Genomic DNA, 19031 nt, shown 5'->3' on the forward strand with positions numbered 1-19031 from the left:
GGCGGCGTCGCTCAGGCCAGCAGCCAGGCCAGCGCGGTGCTGGTGGTTTCGCCGATGTGGACCAGGAAGTCGGTGGCCATCAGCGAGGTGAAGCGCGCCGGGTCGGACGAGCCCAGTATCAGCAGGCCGAAGGCGTTCTTGTTGCCCGGCTTGCGCAGAGGAATGATGACGGTGGACGTGATGCCGGTGGCGTCTTCCAGCCAGCGCACCGCTTCGAAATCCTTGTTGGTGCCGCAATACGGCGCCATCAGGCTGTTGGCGAAGATGCGCGCATCTTCCGATACGCCGTTGACGAACCATTCGCCCAGGTAGTCCGGCGCGGTGTCCCAGATGCGCAGCGTGGCCTGCGGTACATCAAAACTCGACTTCAGGCCGCTGACCACCGCGTGTGGCATGGAACCCACATCTTCGGCTTCCAGCAGCACCTTGGTCCAGCGGTGGAACTTGTTGGCGATCGCTTCGTTTTCCGAAGCCAGGCGCATCAAATTGCTCATGCGCAATTCCAGCGCCTTGTACTTGTCGCGCATCACTTCCATCTGGCGCTCTTGCAGCGACACGGCGCGTCCCGTCAGTGGGCTGGCCAGTTTGATTTCTCCCAGCAGTTCAGCATGCTCTTCGAAGAAATTCGGGTGTTCGGTCAGGTATTGCGCGACGAGGGTGTGATCCAGTGGGACAGTCATTGAGGTACTTTATTTGCGAAGGTGGAAAGGCATAGTCATTCTAAACGAAAAAAAACGGACATGGTTGCCCATGCCCGTCATTCCCCAACCCAAGCGCCGGCAGTTCTTGCCGACTGCGCGGCTTAGAAGTTGTGGTGGATACCGAGGCTGTAGAAATTCAGCGTGGTGGCTGCCTTCTTGTTCGAGGCATCGACATACAGGTAGGTGCGGGCCGACAGATTGTAGTCGTAGCCGATCGACGCTTGCTTGGTCTTGACCAGGGCCGGGTTGTTCAGGCTGTTGTCCGGGGTCTTCTGGCCGTAGCCGAAGCGCACCAGGCCGGCGCCGACGGTGTAGTTGGCGCCCAACAGCCAGGCTTTGGTGATCGGGTTGATCAGCGTGCTGTTGGCCTGGTCCTGCTTCTGGTACGAACCCATCAGTTTCAGGTCGTTGATCGGTTTGAACGATGCGCCGACCGACCACAGTTTGGTTTCGATGGCGTTTTTCTCGTAGGCGGCGTAGGCGGCGAACGGGCCGTTGGTGGCGGTGGCGCTCAGCGAGTAAGGCGTGGTCAGCGGTGCGGCGTTGGCGGCGAACTGCGGCGCTGCGGCGGTGCCCTTGCCGATGATGGCCGGGCTGTTGTTGGCTTCCTTGGCGGCCACGGTGGCGTTGAACTGGAAGATGCCGCCGATCACAGGGGTGTTATAGAACACGGCGTTCGAGAAGCGGTTGGCCGAGTTGCCGACCTGGCTCAGCGGATCGCTGGTGTAGCCGGCCACTTGCAGGTCGGTCTGGTAGCCGGCGATGGCCGGCATGCCGCTCCATGGCTCGAAGGCGGTGCTGGTTTCCTGGAAGGCGGTCAGGCCGCGGCCCAGACGCACGGTACCGAAGTCGCCCTGCAGGCCGACGCGGCTCTGGCCCTGGAACAGCGGACGGCTGTTGGCGCCGGAAGTGTTTTCGATGGTGCCGGTGTCCGGCTCGTAGCGGATTTCCAGCTGGAAGATGGCTTTCAAGCCGCTGCCCAGGTCTTCGACGCCTTTGAAACCGAGTTTGTTGTTGTCGCGTTTGCCGACCAGGGTGGTGGTGCCAGTGCGCTTGGAAATGCCTGCATCTACAGTGCCATAGATGGTCACGGACGATTGCGCGTATGCGCCAGCAAAAACGCCCATGAGAGCCAGAGCCACTAAAGATTTTTTCATTTGAGTTATTCCTTTATGAGTGAACGTGCATACTTCCAAAGCTTGCGGATCGCGTACTTCGACCCTCGGATGATAGGAACCTTAATATCTGACCGGGCGGAACACGCTGGATTGGTTGATTATGACGGCTAGTTTTGGTCGAAAGCCAAAGAAACCGGGCTTCTTGTTGTATTTTTGAAACGCTTGATTCACAGGCCATTCGTGCCTGTTTTCCTATTATTTCCTTTCATTCAGGCATCAAAACAGCTCTAGCGTACAGGGCGGAGCGGGGTGGGGCGCTTGTGCCAAATCAAAGTCGTCCGCAGATTATTTAGGGTGTGGCGCGGATCGCACGCTACACTCATAAGTAGCAACGGTCGCCGGAACCTGCACAGACAGCGTAGCTGCACCGCCCGCTCCATGAATCGGACTAATAGTGAGACGATGGCTAATCGCGAAGAATTAGGGATCATCAGGGGGGCCCGCGCGGGAGATGCGGTATGCCAGCTGGCATTGGGCAAGCTCTACCTGTTCGGCGGCGCCAGCTTGCCGCTCAGTCTGCCTACGGCGCTGCACTGGCTCAACCGCGCCGCCCTGCAGGAGCAGGATGAAGCCTGGATGTTGATCGGCAGCTACGTTCCCTTTGAGCACGCCCAGCACTGCCTGCCGGCCGTGCTGTCCTGGTACGACCGCGCCTACGATGCCGGCGTCGAACAGGCCGGCCTGGTGCTGGCGCAACTGGTGTTAAATCAAGCCGCGTCGCCGGCGTTGCGGAACGAAGCGTCGCATTTGCGCGACAAGGCCCTGCAGGCGCTGGAGACGGCCGCCCGCGCCGGTTCGGCCGAGGCGCAATGGCTGCTGGCGCATCAGTCCGGCGCGCAGCCGCCGACGGCCGCGTCGCCGGCGCCGCAACCGTCCAGGCGCGGCCAGGGTAGTCCACCGTCGCACCGGGGCAGCGCCCGCCAGCAGTGGCTGGCGCGGGCGGCCGACAGCGGCCTGGCCGCCGCCCAGTACGCGGTGCTGGAACAAGCCTGGCACGGCGACCGCGCGGCGTTTTTACAACGGGCGTTGCCGCTGGCGCGCAAGTTGCTGGCCGATGCCCCGGCCGATGCCGAAGCGGCCCGCGCGGCCGACTGGCCGCTGGCGGCCGCCCAGCTGACCTTGCTGGCGCGCTGCGCCGAGCTGTACGACCACCATCCCGAGCACCGCGCCGAATTGCACCACTGCCGCGAACTGGCCGCCTACGGCGGCGAACGCCACGCCCAGCTGGCGCTGGGGCTGTGGTTCGCCCGCATGGACGGCGACGGCAAGCGGCAGGCAGAAGGCATTGCCGCCGTCAACTTCAAGCGCGCGATACGCTGGCTGACGCAGGCCGGCGAGCAGGGCCTGGCCGAGGCCTGGTACGCCTTGTCGCGCATCTATCTGAAACCGGAGTTTTCCCAGCGCAGCGTGGCGGAAGCCCAGGGCTACCTGGAGCGGGCGGCCGACATGGGCCACGGCCTGGCGCAGCTGGAATGCGGCATGTATGCATGGCGCAATCGCCGCACCGATGAAAACAGCGACGTGCGCGCCGCCTACTGGCTGCAGAAGGCGGCGGCCCAGGGCTGCGGGGAGGCCGAGGCGGCGCTGGCGCGCGTGGGCGCGGAGCCCAAGACGTCGGCCTGGGCCCACGCCATACTCAATGGCATGCCGCGTGAAGTATTGGAAAGCCAGCCTTTGCTGGCGGCGCGGCTGGAGTTGGCCGAGCTGTTCGGCCTGAGCCGGGCGGAAGCGTTGCTGCTGGATGTGAAGGCGGCCGACCAGGGCCATTGCCTGGTGGTCGACATCCGTGCCAGCTACGGCCGCAGCAAGCGGCGGCTGGTCTTGCTGCGCACCGCGCGCGAACGGCAGGCGCTGGACCGCATCGGCCGCCTGTTCGAGCAGCTCGACAACGGCCCGGAGGGCCTGGAAGGGAATTACCGCCAGCGTCTGTACCGGCTGAAAACCTGGGTGCCGCCGGCCGAGGACCGGCTGGCGGCCTGAGCCGGCGCAGGGGCCGGCTTAAATCTCGATCTCGCCTTCGAACACCGTTACCGCCGGGCCGGTCAGCAGCACCGGCTGGCCCACGCCCGCCCAGCTGATCGACAACTGGCCGCCGCGCGCATCGACGCGCACCGGGCTGTCGAGCAGGCCGCGGCGGATGCCGGCCACCACGGCCGCGCACGAACCGGTGCCGCAAGCCAGGGTTTCGCCGACGCCGCGCTCGAACACGCGCAGGCGGATGTGGCCGCGGTCGACGATCTGCATGAAGCCGGCGTTGACGCGGTTGGGGAAGCGCGGATGATGTTCGATCAGCGGACCGGTCAGCTCGACCGGCGCGGTGTCGACATCGTCGACCACCTGCACCGCGTGCGGGTTGCCCATCGAAACCACCGACATCAGCACGCTCTCGCGCGCGCCGCCCAACTCCAGCACCAGCGGCCACAGCGTATCGTCGGCCAGGCGCTCGCCGTGCAGGCCTTCGGCGTCGAAGGGCACGCGCTGCGGTTCCAGCACCGGGGCGCCCATGTCGACGGTGATGCTGCCATCCAGCTCCAGGCGTGGCGCGATCACGCCGGCCTTGGTTTCCACGGTGATGCTGCGCTGCGCGGTCAGGCCTTTTTCCGAGACGAACTTGACGAAGGCGCGCGAGCCGTTGCCGCACTGCTCGACCTCGCCGCCGTCGGCGTTGAAGATGCGGTAGCGGAAGTCGCAGCCCGGCTGGGTAGGCTTTTCCACCAGCAGGATCTGGTCGGCGCCGACGCCGAAGCGCCGGTCGCCCAGCAATTTCCATTGCGCGGGCGAGAAATCGATGTGCTGGTTGATGCCGTCGATGACCACGAAGTCATTGCCGGCGCCGTGCATTTTGGTGAATTTGAGTTTCATCTGTGCCTGTGTTTTATTCGGAACGCTGGTACAGCGAAGGTTCGCCGTTCGGGCGCGTCTTGAACCGTTTGTGCGTCCAGAAATATTCGGCCGGCGCTTCGCGCACGCGTTCCTCGATGAACTCGTTCATGCGGCGGGTGGCGGCGACCATGTCGGGACCAGGGTAATTGTCCCACACCGGATAGAATTTCACACGCCAGCCCTGGTAATCGGGCAGGAAGGTGGCGATCACCGGCATCACCTGGGCGCCGGTGGTGGCGGCGATGCGGGCGGTGGCCGTCAGCGTGGCCGCCTCGATGCCGAAGAAGGGCACGAACTCGGCATCCTTCTCGCCGAAATCCATGTCCGGCAGCATGAAGTAGGGCAGCTTGTCGCGCAGCGCGCGCAGGATGGGCTTGATGCCATCCTGGCGAGTGAACAGCTTGACCGGCTGGAAGCGGGCGCGGCCGGCGCGCAGCACCTTGTCGAAGGTGGCGTTCTTTTGCTGCACATACATGGACGAGGCGCTGGTCACCATGGCGATCGAGGCGCCGGCCACGTCCAGGCAGACGAAGTGCGGGCACAGCAGGATGGTCGGCCTGGACGTCATTTCCTCCACCGGCACCGGACCCGGCTCGACCTTGATCAGGCGCTTCAATCTTTCCTCCGACGCCCACCACAGGATGCCGCGCTCCCACACGCTGCGCGAATAGGCCTGGAAGTGGCGGCGGGCGATGCCGATGCGCTCGGCCTCGCTCAGCTCCGGCATGCACAGGCGCAGATTGGTCAGCGTGATATGGCGGCGCGAACGCATCACCAGAAACAGCAGGCTGCCGACGGCGTCGCCGAAACGGCCCAGCACCGGCAGCGGCAGCCAGTGCAGCAGCCACATAATCCCCAGCAGCAGCTTCATGCCTGTTCTCCCGCCGTTGGCGCCGGGGTCGGCGCGTCTATGCCGGCCGGCACCTTGTAGCGGTTGTAGCTCCAGAAGTACTGGCTGGGACTGCGCGCGATCAGGCGCTCCATGGCGTGGTTGATGGTCTGGGCCTGTTCGGCGGCGCTGCCGTCCAGCGTGCCGTCGAAGGGCACGAAGCGGATCACATAGCCTTTACCGCCAGGCAGGCGCTCGGCGTAGGTGACGATGATGGTGGCGTCGCCCAGCTGCGCCAGCTTGGCGGGCAGCGTCATGGTGTAAGCGTCGCGGCCGAAGAAGGTGGCCCACACGCCTTCGCCTTCCTGCGGCACCTGGTCCGGCAGCAGGCCGATCGGCTTGCCTTTCTTGAGGCATTTGGCCAGCATGCGTACGCCGGACATATTGGCCGGCGCCAGCAGCAGGTTGTCGCGCGCGCGCGCGCCCTCGATCAGCGGCTTCAGCGCCTCCTTTTTTGGCGGACGGTACATCACCATCAACTCGGTGCGCAGGGCGATTTCCTGCGCGACGATTTCAAAACAGCCCAGGTGGGGCGTCAGGAAGACGATGCCGCGGCCGGCATCCAGCTCGGTCTGGACGATGGCCCAGTTCTCGTCGCTGGCGTGGCGCGACACGCGCTCGGGCTTGGCGCACCAGATGAAGGGCAGTTCGACGATGCTCTTGCCGGCCTCGGCGATGGCGGCCGACAGGTGCCGGGAATAGCCCGCCTGCGCCAGGTTATCGCGCATGCGGCGGCGATAGGAAGGCGAGCTCAGGTAGACCAGCCATCCCAGCACGGTCCCCATCGCGTGCAAAAACGGCAATGGGAAGATTGAAAAAAATCGAAAAATTGGAACAAGCATGAGTAATTCGTCTAATAGAAGGAGCTTTTGGCCTCTGTTGCCGTGCCAAAATTTTTTAAGAAGCGTAAAATACCACGTATGGAGTATCCGCTGAGTTAACAGACAACTTGCGAAGCGGAATATAAATGTCGCTAAAGCGTCGCAAGCCGTATTGGTTAGCGACAAAACATTCTCAACCAGTATCAGGAGCTTGCGATGTCAAACGATTATCTTTTCACTTCCGAATCCGTATCCGAAGGTCACCCGGATAAAGTAGCCGACCAAATTTCCGACGCGATTCTGGACGCCATCCTGGCGCAGGATCCGAAAGCCCGTGTTGCCGCCGAAACCTTGTGCAATACCGGCCTGGTCGTGCTGGCCGGTGAAATCACCACCCACGCCAACGTTGATTATATTCAAGTCGCACGCGAAACCATCAAACGCATCGGCTACGACAACACCGACTATGGCATCGACTACAAAGGTTGCGCCGTGCTGGTGGCCTACGACAAGCAGTCGCCGGACATCGCCCAGGGCGTGGACGAAGGCGCGGGCATTGATCTGGATCAAGGTGCTGGCGACCAGGGCCTGATGTTCGGCTACGCCTGCGATGAAACGGCCGAGCTGATGCCCGCCGCGATCCACTACGCGCACCGCCTGGTCGAGCGCCAGTCGCAGCTGCGCAAGGATGGCCGCCTGCCATGGCTGCGTCCGGACGCCAAATCGCAGGTCACGCTGCGCTACGTCAACGGCCGTCCAGTGTCGGTGGACACCGTCGTGCTGTCGACCCAGCACGCGCCGGAAATGCAGCACAAGCAGATTGAAGAAGCGGTGATCGAAGAGATCATCAAGCAGGTCCTGCCGCGCGAGTGGCTGGTCGACACCAAATACCTGGTCAACCCGACCGGCCGCTTCGTCATCGGCGGTCCTCAGGGCGATTGCGGCCTGACCGGCCGCAAGATCATCGTCGACACCTACGGCGGCGCCAGCCCGCACGGCGGCGGCGCGTTCTCCGGCAAAGATCCTACGAAAGTGGACCGTTCGGCAGCCTACGCCGCCCGCTACGTGGCCAAGAACGTGGTGGCCGCAGGTCTGGCGCGCCAGTGCCAGGTGCAGGTCAGCTACGCCATCGGCGTGGCGCGTCCGATCAACATCACGGTCTACACCGAAGGCACGGGCGTGATCCCGGACGACAAGATCGCCGCGCTGGTGATGGAGCACTTCGACCTGCGTCCGAAAGGCATCGTGCAGATGCTGGACCTGCTGCGTCCGATCTACGCCAAGACCGCCGCTTACGGCCACTTCGGCCGCGAAGAGCCGGAATTCACGTGGGAGCGCACCGACAAGGCCGCCATCCTGCGCGCCGCAGCCGGCCTGAAGTAATCGGCTAGCAGTCAACGACAACGCCCCGCATGCCGGGGCGTTGTCGCATCTGGATCGCTTATGTCGGCCGCTTCGGCGGCGGCGGGATGGGATTGGGCGGTTCGTATCTGCGGCGGGGATCGTCTTTGTGCATCATGGTTTCTCCTGCTCTTGGCGGCCATAAAAAAGCATAGTCGCTATTTTTCCAGAATACGAGGCCGGCCAGCGCCGCACCACCCGAGGAAATCGCCACCGCGACCTTGGTGACGCTGTCCAGCCATACCCAGCGCGCCAGCAAGGCCGTCTTGAGCTCGCTGGCATAGCTGGCGCGGTAGAGCAGATCCTGGGCTTCATTCCAGATCGCATCGCGCGAATCGATAGTCATGATGGATCACCGCCTGAAAAATCCAGCGTAGCGGGGCGTGCTTGTCGCCGATTTGATGCGCCTCAAACGACACTTTATTGGCGGGGCAGTTCACCATTCCAACGCAACGGTGCTAAAATGCGCCTTCCGAGGAGCGTTGCGACGAATCATGAATTCGCCAGGCTCGGAGTCCCAAACCGCGCTCACGTTACTTTTTTCAACACATGAAAGGAGGGCGTGATGAACGCCGTACTCAAATCCGCACAAGACTACCTGGTAGCCGACATTTCCCTGGCCGCCTGGGGCGACAAAGAAATCAAGATTGCTGAAACCGAAATGCCGGGCCTGATGGCGATCCGCGAGGAATTCGCCGCATCCCAGCCGCTGAAGGGCGCGCGCATCACCGGTTCGCTGCACATGACCATCCAGACCGCCGTGCTGATCCAGACGCTGGAAGCGCTGGGCGCCAAGGTCCGCTGGGCTTCGTGCAACATCTACTCGACCCAGGACCACGCCGCCGCCGCCATCGCCGCCGCCGGCACCCCGGTGTTCGCCATCAAGGGCGAAACCCTGGACGAATACTGGGACTACACCCACCGCATCTTCGAATGGCCAGCCGACGCTTCGGGCAACGCGGTCTACTCGAACATGATCCTGGACGACGGCGGCGACGCCACGCTGCTGCTGCACCTGGGCGCGCGCGCTGAAAAAGATATCTCGGTCCTGGCCAACCCAGGCTCGGAAGAAGAGATCTGCCTGTTCAACGCCATCAAGGCCCACCTGGCCATCGATCCGTCGTGGTACTCCAAGCGTCTGCCGCAGATCCTGGGCGTGACCGAGGAAACCACCACCGGCGTGCACCGCCTGTACCAGATGCATAAAGAAGGCAAGCTGGCCTTCCCTGCGATCAACGTCAACGACTCCGTCACCAAGTCCAAGTTCGACAACCTGTACGGCTGCCGCGAATCGCTGGTCGACGGCATCAAGCGCGCCACCGACGTGATGATCGCCGGTAAAGTCGCCGTGATCGCCGGCTACGGTGACGTCGGCAAGGGTTCGGCCCAGGCCATGCGCGCACTGTCGGCGCAAGTGTGGGTCACCGAAATCGATCCGATCTGCGCACTGCAGGCCGCGATGGAAGGCTACCGCGTCGTGACCATGGACTACGCTGCCGAACACGGCGACATCTTCGTCACCTGCACCGGCAACTATCACATCCTGACCGAGAAGCACATGCTGGCCATGAAGGACCAGGCCATCGTCTGCAACATCGGCCACTTCGACAACGAGATCGATGTCGCCGCGCTGAAGAAGTACACCTGGGAAAACATCAAGCCACAGGTCGACCACGTGATCTTCCCGTCGGGCAAACGCATCATCCTGCTGGCCGAAGGCCGCCTGGTGAACCTGGGTTGCGGCACCGGCCATCCGTCGTACGTGATGTCGTCGTCGTTCGCCAACCAGACCATCGCCCAGATCGAGCTGTACGCCAACACCGACAAGTACCCGGTCGGCGTGTACGTGCTGCCTAAGCACCTGGATGAAAAAGTCGCGCGCCTGCAGTTGAAGAAACTGAACGCGCAGCTGACCGTGCTGACCGAAGAGCAAGCGGCCTACATCGGCGTGACGCAAGCCGGTCCGTACAAGCCAGACCACTACCGTTACTAATCTGCCGGTATGAAGCGGGGCCGGCAAATTAGCCGGCCCCGTTTTTATCCAGTCCTTTTTTGCAGCGAGTTCCTCATATGCGTTTGGTCCTTACCTGGTTAATCAATGCAATTGCCTTGCTGGCAGTTCCCTACCTGATGCATTCCGTCGATGTCACAAGCATAGGCGCAGCCCTCGTCGCGGCTCTTGTACTGGGCCTGGTCAATACGCTGATACGCCCCGTGCTGCTGTTGCTGACATTGCCCGTGACCCTGGTGTCGCTGGGCCTGTTCATTTTCATCATCAACGGCTTCATGTTCTGGCTGGTCGCCCAATGGGTGGACGGCTTCCACGTCGACAGCTTCGCTTCGGCGATCGGCGGCGCACTGTTGTACAGCGTGATTTCCTGGGCCCTGTCTACCTTACTTTTGAAGAAGTCAGATGGCTAATCATAATTTCAGTATCGAGTTCTTTCCGCCCAAGACGGCGGAGGGTGCGGAAAAGCTGCGCGTCACGCGCGCCAAGCTGTCCGAGCTCAAACCCAAATATTTTTCCGTGACCTTCGGCGCCGGCGGCAGCACGCAGCGCGGCACGCTCGACACCGTGGTGGAAATCCTCGCCGCCGGTGAAGACGCGGCGCCCCACCTGTCATGCGTCGGCGGCACGCGCGAGTCGATCCGCGAGATCCTCACGGAATTCAAGGCCCACAACATCAAGCGCATCGTCGCGCTGCGCGGCGATCTGCCGAGCGGCTACGGCGCGGCCGGCGAGTTCCGTTACGCGAACGAGCTGGTGGAGTTCATCCGCCAGGAGACCGGCGAGTGGTTCCACATCGAAGTGGCGGCCTACCCGGAAGTGCACCCGCAGGCCAAGTCGCCGCAGGACGACCTGCTGGCGTTCGAACGCAAGGTGAAGGCCGGCGCCAATGCCGCCATCACCCAGTACTTCTACAACGCCGACGCCTACTTCCAGTTCGTCGAGCAGACCCGCAAGATGGGCATCGACGTGCCTATCGTGGCCGGCATCATGCCGATCACGAACTACACGCAGCTGATGCGCTTCTCGGACATGTGCGGCGCCGAGATTCCGCGCTGGGTGCGATTGAAGCTGGCCAGCTTCGGCGACGACAGCGCCTCGATCAAGGCCTTCGGCCTGGACGTGGTGACGGCGTTGTGCGAACGCCTGCTGGCGGGCGGCGCGCCCGGTCTGCACTTCTACAGCATGAACCAGGCCGCGGCTACCACCGCGTTGTGGCAGCGCTTAGTTTAATTCGGTGACGATGCGGTCCAGCGCCACATCGTGACCGTCGCTGTCGAACCGCACCTGCAGGCACTGGTAGGCTATGCCCAGTGTCTGCGGGCGCGGTGAGCGCGCCAGCGTGCGGTCGTAGAAACCGCCGCCATATCCAAGCCGGTAGCCTTGCGGGCTGAAACCCAGGCAAGGCACCAGCAACGCCGGCGGATACGCCTGCTGCAAACGCAGGTCGGCCGGCACCGCCACTCCCATCGCATCCTTGACCATGTCCTCGCCGATGCGCCATTCGGCAAACTCCAGCGCCGCATGTTTTTCCACCACCACCGGCAGCAGCAGCCGCGCGCCCAGGCGCTCCAGCTGCGCGTAGGCCGGCTGCAGATCCGGCTCGTCGCGCAGCGGCCAGTACACGCCCAGCGCCGCCGGTTGCGCGGCCTGCCACCATGCGATCACCTGTTCGCCGATCTCGCGGTCCCACGCGGCGCGCGTGGACGCATCCAGCGCGCGCCGCGCGGCCAGCAGCTGCTTGCGTAAATCAGCCTTCGCCATAGGGGCCGGGGCTGGTGGTTCCGTCGTGGCGCGTGGTATTCTAGGGTCGCTGGTCATAGGTTCAGATTTTCAAGACTATAGAGAGTTGCACATTGATTTCCGCTTTGAAATGGATAGCCGGCGCCGCCGCGATGACCGCCGTGGCATTCACCTCCCTGGCCCATGCCGACGACCTGGGTGACGACGGCCGCAGGGCGGACGATTCCTTCCTGCTGCTGCGCGACGCCGTGCGCCAGGACGACGCCTCCAAGGCCGACTTCTACGCCGCCCGCCTGGGCGATTATTCCATTCCGTCTTACGTCGATTATTATCGGCTGAAACCGCGCCTGAAGGATGCTTCGTCCGCTGAAATCCGCGATTTCATGAAGCGCTACGAAGGCCAGGCCATCGTCGACCGCCTGCGCAACGACTGGCTGCTGGACCTGGGCCGCAAGCGCGACTGGGCCACCTTCGACGAGCAGCTGCCGCTGTTCGTGTTGAACGACGACACCCAGGTCAAATGCTACGCGCTGCAATCGCGCGCGCTCAAGGGGCAGAAGGTGGCCGGCGAAGCGCGCGAGCTGCTCACCGCGCCGAACGGCTACGGCGAGCCATGCGCCGGCCTGATCGCCACGCTGTACCAGGCCGGCCAGTTCAACATCGACGACCTGTATGCGCAGCTGCGCCTGTCCGGCGAGTACAACGCCACCGGCCAGGCGCGCCGCATCGTCGCGCTGTTGGGCGGGAACGAGAAGAAGGCGGTGCAGGCGGTCGACCTGCCGGCCATCGCGCTGGCCAAGGGCGTGGGCAGCGGCCGCGTCGAACATGAGATCTACGTGGTCGCCATCGGCCGCATGGCCAAGACCAGCACCAAGCTGGCGGTGCTGGCGCTGAACAAGGCCGCCTCCAAACTGAGCCCGCAGGAACAGCAGGAGGCGTGGGCCGCCGTGGCGCTGCAATCGTCGTATTCGCTGTCGCAGGACACCACCGAGTACTGGCAGAAATCGAACGGCGCCGCGCTGTCCATCGACCAGATTCAATGGAAGACCCGCATCGCGCTGCGCAATGGCGACTGGAAGCAGGTGGAGAAGAACATCCGCTCCATGCCGTCGTCGCTGCGCGCCGATCCGGCCTGGGTCTACTGGCTGGGCCGCTCGCTGATGGCGCAGTCGGGCGCCATCCAGGCCACCGGCGAAGCGGCGCAGCTGTTCCGCAGCATCGCCGACCAGTCCAACTTCTACGGCCAGCTGGCGCTGGAAGAAACCGGCAAGCTGATTACCATCCCGCTGCCTGGCCTGCCGATCGGCCAGTCCGAAATCGCGCCTATCGCCGCCAACCCCAACTTCCAGCGCGCCATCAAGTTCTTCAGCATGCGCCTGCGCTTCGAAGGCACGCGCGAATGGAACTGGGGTCTGCGCGGCCTGAGCGAACGCGAACACCTGGCCGCCGCCGAATTCGCGCGCCAGAACAATATCCTCGACCGCATGGTCAACACCTCGGACCGCACGCGCATCCAGGTCGACTACACGCAGCGCTTCCCGTCGCCGCACATCGACATCATGCACCCGACCACGCAGACGCTGGGCCTGGACAAGGCCTGGGTGTACGGCCTGATACGGCAAGAGTCGCGCTTCATCATGGACGCGCAGTCGCACGTCGGCGCTTCGGGCCTGATGCAGGTGATGCCGTCCACCGGCCGCTGGGTGGCCAAGAAGATCGGCCTGGCCGACTTTGCGCAGGACATGCTGAGCGACGTGCGCACCAACATCCTGCTGGGCGCGAACTACCTCAACATGGTGCTCGGGAATATGGACGGCTCGCAGGTGCTGGCCACCGCCGCCTACAACGCCGGGCCGGGCCGCCTGCGCTCGTGGCGTTCGACGCTGGTCAAGCCGATGGACAGCGCGGTCTTCATCGAATCGATCCCGTTCGTCGAAACCCGCACCTACGTCAAGAACGTGATGTCGAATACGACCTACTACGCGGCCCTGTTCGAAGGCCGCCCGCAGTCGCTGAAGGCGCGGCTGGGCACCGTCGCGCCGCGCGGCTACACCGAACAGGAACAGCAGGAGTCGAGCTTTGGCTCGCGCTAAACACCACACCAACCTTGGACGCATCATGCAGACCACACAACTAGATCCCAGCCTGTCGCAAACCCTGGCCGCCGCGCGCGAGCCGGGCCTGACGCTCGTCATCGGCAACAAGAACTATTCGTCGTGGTCGATGCGTCCGTGGGTGGCGATGACCGCCTTCGGCATTCCGTTCCAGGAAGTGCGCGTGCTGCTGGACCAGGACGACACCGCCAACCGCATCTGTGGCTACTCCGCCAGCGGCCGCGTGCCGGTGCTGCTGGCCGGCGAGATGACGATCTGGGACAGCCTGGCGATCTGCGAATACCTCGCCGAGCAGTTCCCGGAACTGCACCTGTGGCCGCAGGACGTGGCCGCGCGCGCGATGGCGCGCTCGGTATGCGCCGAGATGCACGCCGGCTTCGCCGACCTGCGCACCTCGATGTCGATGAACATCCGCGCCAGCTATCCGGGCAAGGGCCGCACCAACGGCACCCAGGCCGACATCGGCCGCATCAGCGAAATCTGGGAAGAGTGCCTGTCCCGCTTCGGCCACCACCAGTTCCTGTTCGGCGATTTCTCCATCGCCGACGCCTACTACGCTCCGGTGGTGCTGCGCTTCCGCACCTACGGCGTATCGCTGGCGCCCGCGCTGGACGCCTACTGCCAACGCGTGCTGGCCCATCCCGCCGTGGCGCGCTGGGTCGAAGAGGCGATGGCCGAAACCGAAACGGCGCCCAAGCACGACGCCGAAATGCCGGACTGACGATGATGCGGATTTATGTAGTCGGCGGCGCCGTGCGCGATGAACTGCTTGGCCTGCCGGTCAAGGACCACGATCACGTCGTCGTCGGCGCCACGCCGGACGACATGCTGGCCAAGGGCTTCCGCCCGGTCGGCAAGGACTTCCCGGTGTTCCTGCATCCGAAGACGCAGGAAGAATATGCGCTGGCCCGCACCGAACGCAAGACCGCGCCGGGCTACAAGGGTTTTGTGTTCCACACCTCGCCCGATGTCACGCTGGAAGACGACCTGGTACGCCGCGACCTGACCATCAACGCCATCGCCCGCGCCGACGACGGCACGCTCACCGACCCATACGGCGGCAGGCGCGATCTGGAGCTGCGCATTTTCCGCCACGTCTCCGAAGCGTTTGCCGAAGACCCGGTGCGCATCCTGCGCGTGGCCCGTTTCGCCGCCCGCTTCAGCGACTTCCGCGTGGCGCCGGAAACCAATGCGCTGATGCGGCAGATGGTGGAGCAGGGCGAAGTCGACGCGCTGGTGCCGGAGCGCGTATGGCAGGAGCTGGCGCGCGGCCTGATGGAGCACAAGCCCTCGCGCATGCTGGAAGTGCTGCGCGACTGCGGCGCGCTGGCGCGCATCCTGCCGGAGCTGGACGTGCTGTGGGGCGTGCCGCAGCCGGAGAAGTGGCATCCCGAAATCGACACCGGCATGCACATGCTGCAGGTGATCGACTGCGCGGCGGAAGCGGGCCACGAACTGGCCACGCGCTTCGCCTGCCTGATGCATGACCTGGGCAAGGGCGCCACGCCGCCGGAAAACTGGCCTGCGCACCATGGCCACGAAGGCCTGGGGGTCAAGCTGGTGGAGCAGGTGTGCAAGCGCCTCAAGGTGCCGACCGAATGCCGCGACCTGGCCGTGATGACGGCGCGTGAGCATGGCAACGTCGGCCGCGCCTTGCAGCTGCGGCCCAACACCATCGTCACTCTGTTCGAACGCTGCGACGCCTTCCGCAAGCCGGCGCGCTTCTCGCAGATGCTGTTGGCGACCGAATGCGATTCACGCGGGCGCATCGGTCCGAGCGCCAGCTTCCGCGACGCGCCCTTCCCGCAATTGGCTTACCTTGAAATGGCGCTGGCTGCGGCACGCGGCGTCAATGCCGGCGAGATCGCGCAAGGCTGCGCGGCCAACCCGCAGCGCATTCCGGAGCTGGTGCATCGAGCACGGGTGATGGCGGTGAAGGTGGCGCTGCGTGCCGGCGACGCCGACGGCGAGGACGAGGGGGGCATGCCGATACCATGAGCTCCATCGACCTGTTCCAGAATCCGCTGCGCCGTTGGGGCAAGGATGGCAAGCGCCGCCCGACGGTGCTGGTCAAGGAACTGCGCGAGCGTGATAGGCGGCGCATGGTCAAGCACTTCATCGGGCTGGAAGACAGCGACCGCCTGCTGCGCTTCGGCACCGTGCTGCCTGACGAGCAGGTGGAGAACTACGTCAACCGCATAGCCTTCTCGCGGGACATGGTGTTCGGCGTGTACAACCGCATGTTCAAGCTGGTGGCGGTCGGCCACCTGGCGTTCGCGCCGCGTGATGAGTCCAAGAGCGCCATCACCGAGAAAGACAGGGTCGCGGAGTTCGGCGTATCGGTCAGCCGTTCTGCGCGTGGCCTGGGCATCGGCTCCAAGCTGTTCGAACGCGCCGCCATCCACTGCCGCAACAACGATGTCGACACGCTGTACATGCACTGCCTGTCGTCCAACAAGACGATGATGCACATCGCGAAAAAAGCCGGCATGGAAATCCATCGCGACTACGGCGAAGCGGACGCCTATCTGAAACTGCTGCCGGCCAATCCGGCCAGCATGCTGCAGGAAGCGCTGGACGAGCAATTCGCCACGCTGGACTACACCCTCAAAGCCAACAAGCGCATCGCCGCGAAATGGTTCGACCGTCTCACCGGCCGAAAATAAATCTCTCCCCGCTAGAACCTTTGCTGCGCGGCCGGGTATGAACGGTCGGACAAGATACGCAACCGGCAGCAAAACCCACTAATCCCGTGTCGTCGATGACTTATTTTTGCAGCACGCAGTTGCAGCAGCCGGACTTCGCCGTCTGCTTACGCTTGCTGTTGCTCTCGCCTGCGCTGGAGGAGTGTGTGGTCAGGGCCGGGCTGCAGGAGTGGATGACGCGCCAGCTGGCGGCCAACAACGGCGGCCTGCCTTTGACGCGCGCCGGCCCGGTACTGGTGTCGACGGCGGTTTTCGGCCTGCTGCACCTGGGCTCCGGCTGGCAGCATGCGCTGGCGGTGCTGGCGCCGGGACTGGCGCTGGCGCTGCTCTACCAGCGCAGCCGAAGCTGGACCTGGTGCGCGCTGGCGCACAGCGCCATGAATGCCTTTGCGATCTCTGTCTGCGGCTTATAGATCAATTTTCAGATCAAACTTCAGGAGAGTGTCATGACAGGCTTGTTATCAAGGGTATTCCGGCTGCGATGGACTGCGGTTCTGCTGGTCGGTGTGATGGGGCTGGGCGCCAACGCGGCCGATGCCTTGAACGGCAAGAGCCTGTATCTGAGCGGGCCGGTGGGCGGCGGCGCCTCGTGCGCCACCTGCCACAGTGCCTCGCCGGCGAATAACGTCAACGGCATCCTGGCTGCGGCGAACCAGCCGTCCGTGATACAGAACGCCATCGCCAACAACAAGGGCGGCATGGGTGGCCTGTACAACGGCAAATTCAGCGCGGCGGAACTGGCCGACCTGGCGGCCTTCATCGGCAACCCCAATGTGGTCGCGGCGCCGGCAGCCTCGCTGGCGCCGGCCAGCCTGACCTTCAGCGGTACCACCATCGGCCAGACGGCAGGCCCGTTGGCAGCCACCTTGAGCAACACCGGCAATGCCGCGCTCAATATCGGCACCATCTCCATCGGCGGCGCGGCGGCGGGCGACTTCAGCGTCGCCGGCGGCACTTGCGCCAACGGTCTCGCCGTCGCGGCGGGCGCCAGCTGCACCGTGCAAGCCAGCTTCAAGCCGACGGCTGCGGGTGCACGCGCGGCGTCGCTGACCATTACGCACAACGCCACCGGCGGCAGCAGCAGCGTTGCGCTTAGCGGCACCGGCAACGCCACGCCGCAGGCCACCATCGCGCTGTCTGCGGCCAGCGTTAATTTCGGCACGCTGTTGACGGGCACTCCGTCGCTCGTATCGACTATCACTGTCAGCAACAGCGGAACGGCTGCGTTGAACTTCACCTCCATCGCGCTGGGCGGCGCCAATGCCGGCATCATTACGCAGGGCGGCAGCTGCGCGGTCGCAGCGCCGGTGCCTGCAGGCGGAAACTGCACGGTCACGCTGCAAGCGCTGCCCGTGGCTGCGGGCGCGTTCACCGCCAGCCTGACGCTAGCTTCCAATGCATCCAACGGCAATGCGACGGTCGGTGTGTCCGGCGTGGCCGCCACGCCTGCACCGGCGTTGACGGCGACGCCGTCGGCCATCGCCTTCGGCACGCAGACCATCGGCGCGGCCGCCGTGTCGCAGACGGTCACGCTGGCCAACACCGGCAACGTGGCCATCAGCTTCAGCAAGATCGGTTTGAGCGTCGCGAGTGCAGCCAGCTTCAGTCTGGGTGCCAGCGATTGCGGCTCAACCCTGGCGGTGGGCGCCAGCTGCGCGGTGCCGGTGCGTTTCGCGCCGACGGCGGAGGGCGCGGTATCGGCTGCGCTGGCAGTCAGCTCGAATGCAGCGGCGCTGCAAGTGGGCATCACGGGTACCGGCACCAAACAGGCCACCGCGACGCCGCTACTGTCCGAAGCCGGCCCGATTGTTTTCGCCGATACGCAGGTAGGCAGCAGCGCGGCGGTACATACGACGACGCTGTCCAACAGCGGCAATGCGTCGCTGACCATCTCCACGCTGACGCTGGGCGGCAACCAGCCAGGCGACTTCGTCCTCGGCGGCAGTTGCGTTGCTGGTGGCTCGGTCGCTCCCGGCGGCAGCTGCACGCTGACCACCGCGTTGAAGCCCACCGCCGCGGGCGCGCGCAGCGCGGACCTGTTGCTGGTGACGGACGGCGGCGCGCAATTCCACCTGGCCTTGAGCGGCAACGGCGTCGCTGTCGTTATCACCACTCCGTCGCTGACGATTGCGCCGCAGAGTTTTGATTTCGGCGCCGTCGTTATCGGCGCCACTACGCCGACGCGCCGCTTCACGCTGACCAACAGCGGCAGCACCGCCGTCACGCTGGCCAGCGCCGACTACACCGGTCCCTTCGCGGCCGTGGCGGACAGCACCGGCTGCGCGGCCTTCCCGGTCACGCTGGCCCCTGGCGCTTCCTGCGATCTGGTGGTGGGCTACACGCCGGTGAATGCAGGCAGCAGCAGCGGCAACGTGGCGATACAGTCCAGCGTCGCAGGCAGCAGCTGGACCATCGCGCTGAGCGGCCAGGGCACGGCAGCAGCGGCCAATGCCGCGCCGTCGAATCGGGGCGGCGGCGGTTGCTCGGCATCGGATGACGTCAACGATCCGATGATGGTGTTCCTGGTGATCGCAGCGGCTATCGCCATTGGCTGGCGCCGCAGGCAGTCCAAACGTGTTGGAGGCTGA

18 protein-coding genes and 1 riboswitch are annotated in these 19031 nt (G+C 64.5%); of the genes, 11 read left to right on the forward strand and 7 right to left on the reverse strand.

Going from position 1 to position 19031, the window contains the following annotated elements:
• Nucleotides 1-11: 11 nt before the first annotated feature.
• Together GEV02_RS11005 and GEV02_RS11010 are read right to left on the reverse strand one after the other, a co-directional pair.
• Nucleotides 12-680, reverse strand: coding sequence for a DUF484 family protein (locus GEV02_RS11005; protein WP_070271462.1), 669 nt, complete (start codon nt 678-680; stop codon nt 12-14).
• Between the two features lie 122 nt (nt 681-802).
• Entirely contained in the window at nt 803-1858 is a 1056-nt protein-coding gene (locus GEV02_RS11010; protein ID WP_152838005.1) for a porin, read from the reverse strand.
• 423 nt (nt 1859-2281) lie between these two features.
• Between GEV02_RS11010 and GEV02_RS11015 the strand changes: the two genes are divergently transcribed.
• Nucleotides 2282-3859, forward strand: a complete 1578-nt coding sequence (locus tag GEV02_RS11015; RefSeq protein ID WP_174999053.1) for an SEL1-like repeat protein — start codon at nt 2282-2284, stop codon at nt 3857-3859.
• Between the two features lie 18 nt (nt 3860-3877).
• Here the strand turns inward: GEV02_RS11015 and dapF are convergent, their stop codons facing one another.
• Genes dapF through GEV02_RS11030 form a run of 3 tightly spaced genes read right to left on the reverse strand, consistent with a single transcriptional unit; the run spans nt 3878 to nt 6493 of the window.
• Nucleotides 3878-4741, reverse strand: coding sequence for a diaminopimelate epimerase (gene dapF / locus GEV02_RS11020; RefSeq protein ID WP_152838007.1), 864 nt, complete (start codon nt 4739-4741; stop codon nt 3878-3880).
• 13 nt (nt 4742-4754) lie between these two features.
• Nucleotides 4755-5633, reverse strand: a complete 879-nt coding sequence (locus tag GEV02_RS11025) for an LpxL/LpxP family acyltransferase (RefSeq protein WP_152838008.1) — start codon at nt 5631-5633, stop codon at nt 4755-4757.
• Nucleotides 5630-6493 carry a lysophospholipid acyltransferase family protein gene (locus tag GEV02_RS11030; protein WP_152838009.1) on the reverse strand — a complete coding sequence of 288 codons (864 nt, stop codon included), beginning with the start codon at nt 6491-6493 and terminating at the stop codon, nt 5630-5632. Before GEV02_RS11030 ends, GEV02_RS11025 begins: the two co-directional genes overlap by 4 nt.
• A gap of 195 nt (nt 6494-6688) precedes the next feature.
• Here GEV02_RS11030 and metK point away from each other — a divergent pair, with 195 nt between their 5' ends.
• Nucleotides 6689-7855 carry a methionine adenosyltransferase gene (gene metK / locus GEV02_RS11035; protein ID WP_070271456.1) on the forward strand — a complete coding sequence of 389 codons (1167 nt, stop codon included), beginning with the start codon at nt 6689-6691 and terminating at the stop codon, nt 7853-7855.
• A 58-nt stretch (nt 7856-7913) separates the two neighbouring features.
• Here the strand turns inward: metK and GEV02_RS11040 are convergent, their stop codons facing one another.
• Entirely contained in the window at nt 7914-8219 is a 306-nt protein-coding gene (locus GEV02_RS11040; protein ID WP_152838010.1) for a hypothetical protein, read from the reverse strand.
• A gap of 122 nt (nt 8220-8341) precedes the next feature.
• A riboswitch (S-adenosyl-L-homocysteine riboswitch) is annotated at nt 8342-8410 on the forward strand.
• A 28-nt stretch (nt 8411-8438) separates the two neighbouring features.
• Between GEV02_RS11040 and ahcY the strand changes: the two genes are divergently transcribed.
• The 3 genes from ahcY (at nt 8439) to metF (ending at nt 11114) form a co-directional block, all read left to right on the forward strand.
• The gene (ahcY, locus tag GEV02_RS11045; RefSeq protein ID WP_152838011.1) at nt 8439-9866 is read left to right on the forward strand and encodes an adenosylhomocysteinase; all 1428 of its coding nucleotides are present in this window, start codon (nt 8439-8441) and stop codon (nt 9864-9866) included.
• Nucleotides 9867-9943: 77 nt separating this feature from the next.
• A complete protein-coding gene (locus tag GEV02_RS11050; RefSeq protein WP_008444023.1) occupies nt 9944-10294 on the forward strand; it encodes a phage holin family protein in 351 nt (116 codons plus the stop codon).
• Nucleotides 10287-11114, forward strand: coding sequence for a methylenetetrahydrofolate reductase [NAD(P)H] (metF, locus tag GEV02_RS11055; RefSeq protein WP_152838012.1), 828 nt, complete (start codon nt 10287-10289; stop codon nt 11112-11114). The genes GEV02_RS11050 and metF overlap by 8 nt, the downstream gene beginning before the upstream one ends.
• Here metF and GEV02_RS11060 read toward each other — a convergent pair.
• On the reverse strand, nt 11106-11645 hold the full coding sequence (locus tag GEV02_RS11060) for a 5-formyltetrahydrofolate cyclo-ligase (protein WP_152838013.1): 540 nt from the start codon (nt 11643-11645) through the stop codon (nt 11106-11108). The genes metF and GEV02_RS11060 overlap by 9 nt on opposite strands.
• Nucleotides 11646-11737: 92 nt before the next feature.
• Between GEV02_RS11060 and GEV02_RS11065 the strand changes: the two genes are divergently transcribed.
• The 6 genes from GEV02_RS11065 (at nt 11738) to GEV02_RS11090 (ending at nt 19031) form a co-directional block, all read left to right on the forward strand.
• A complete protein-coding gene (locus GEV02_RS11065; RefSeq protein ID WP_152838014.1) occupies nt 11738-13717 on the forward strand; it encodes a lytic transglycosylase domain-containing protein in 1980 nt (659 codons plus the stop codon).
• 25 nt (nt 13718-13742) lie between these two features.
• Entirely contained in the window at nt 13743-14459 is a 717-nt protein-coding gene (locus GEV02_RS11070) for a glutathione S-transferase family protein (protein WP_152838015.1), read from the forward strand.
• A 5-nt stretch (nt 14460-14464) separates the two neighbouring features.
• Nucleotides 14465-15736, forward strand: coding sequence for a multifunctional CCA addition/repair protein (locus GEV02_RS11075; protein WP_152838090.1), 1272 nt, complete (start codon nt 14465-14467; stop codon nt 15734-15736).
• On the forward strand, nt 15733-16404 hold the full coding sequence (locus GEV02_RS11080) for a GNAT family N-acetyltransferase (RefSeq protein ID WP_152807808.1): 672 nt from the start codon (nt 15733-15735) through the stop codon (nt 16402-16404). The genes GEV02_RS11075 and GEV02_RS11080 overlap by 4 nt, the downstream gene beginning before the upstream one ends.
• A 95-nt stretch (nt 16405-16499) precedes the next feature.
• The gene (gene mrtJ / locus GEV02_RS11085; RefSeq protein WP_152838016.1) at nt 16500-16856 is read left to right on the forward strand and encodes a JDVT-CTERM system glutamic-type intramembrane protease MrtJ; all 357 of its coding nucleotides are present in this window, start codon (nt 16500-16502) and stop codon (nt 16854-16856) included.
• Between the two features lie 33 nt (nt 16857-16889).
• Complete coding sequence (locus tag GEV02_RS11090; protein WP_152838017.1) at nt 16890-19031, forward strand: choice-of-anchor D domain-containing protein; 2142 nt, start codon at nt 16890-16892, stop codon at nt 19029-19031.

Source organism: Rugamonas aquatica, assembly GCF_009380215.1.
Lineage (GTDB): Bacteria > Pseudomonadota > Gammaproteobacteria > Burkholderiales > Burkholderiaceae_D > Rugamonas > Rugamonas aquatica_B.

Bases quoted from the DNA above. Each gene is read 5' to 3' on its own strand.
- GEV02_RS11005 (WP_070271462.1), bottom strand. From the start codon at position 680: ATGACTGTCCCACTGGATCACACCCTCGTCGCGCAATACCTGACCGAA.
- GEV02_RS11010 (WP_152838005.1), bottom strand. From the start codon at position 1,858: ATGAAAAAATCTTTAGTGGCTCTGGCTCTCATGGGCGTTTTTGCTGGC.
- GEV02_RS11015 (WP_174999053.1), top strand. From the start codon at position 2,282: ATGGCTAATCGCGAAGAATTAGGGATCATCAGGGGGGCCCGCGCGGGA.
- dapF (WP_152838007.1), bottom strand. From the start codon at position 4,741: ATGAAACTCAAATTCACCAAAATGCACGGCGCCGGCAATGACTTCGTG.
- GEV02_RS11025 (WP_152838008.1), bottom strand. From the start codon at position 5,633: ATGAAGCTGCTGCTGGGGATTATGTGGCTGCTGCACTGGCTGCCGCTG.
- GEV02_RS11030 (WP_152838009.1), bottom strand. From the start codon at position 6,493: ATGCTTGTTCCAATTTTTCGATTTTTTTCAATCTTCCCATTGCCGTTT.
- metK (WP_070271456.1), top strand. From the start codon at position 6,689: ATGTCAAACGATTATCTTTTCACTTCCGAATCCGTATCCGAAGGTCAC.
- GEV02_RS11040 (WP_152838010.1), bottom strand. From the start codon at position 8,219: ATGACTATCGATTCGCGCGATGCGATCTGGAATGAAGCCCAGGATCTG.
- ahcY (WP_152838011.1), top strand. From the start codon at position 8,439: ATGAACGCCGTACTCAAATCCGCACAAGACTACCTGGTAGCCGACATT.
- GEV02_RS11050 (WP_008444023.1), top strand. From the start codon at position 9,944: ATGCGTTTGGTCCTTACCTGGTTAATCAATGCAATTGCCTTGCTGGCA.
- metF (WP_152838012.1), top strand. From the start codon at position 10,287: ATGGCTAATCATAATTTCAGTATCGAGTTCTTTCCGCCCAAGACGGCG.
- GEV02_RS11060 (WP_152838013.1), bottom strand. From the start codon at position 11,645: ATGGCGAAGGCTGATTTACGCAAGCAGCTGCTGGCCGCGCGGCGCGCG.
- GEV02_RS11070 (WP_152838015.1), top strand. From the start codon at position 13,743: ATGCAGACCACACAACTAGATCCCAGCCTGTCGCAAACCCTGGCCGCC.
- GEV02_RS11075 (WP_152838090.1), top strand. From the start codon at position 14,465: ATGCGGATTTATGTAGTCGGCGGCGCCGTGCGCGATGAACTGCTTGGC.
- GEV02_RS11080 (WP_152807808.1), top strand. From the start codon at position 15,733: ATGAGCTCCATCGACCTGTTCCAGAATCCGCTGCGCCGTTGGGGCAAG.
- mrtJ (WP_152838016.1), top strand. From the start codon at position 16,500: ATGACTTATTTTTGCAGCACGCAGTTGCAGCAGCCGGACTTCGCCGTC.
- GEV02_RS11090 (WP_152838017.1), top strand. From the start codon at position 16,890: ATGACAGGCTTGTTATCAAGGGTATTCCGGCTGCGATGGACTGCGGTT.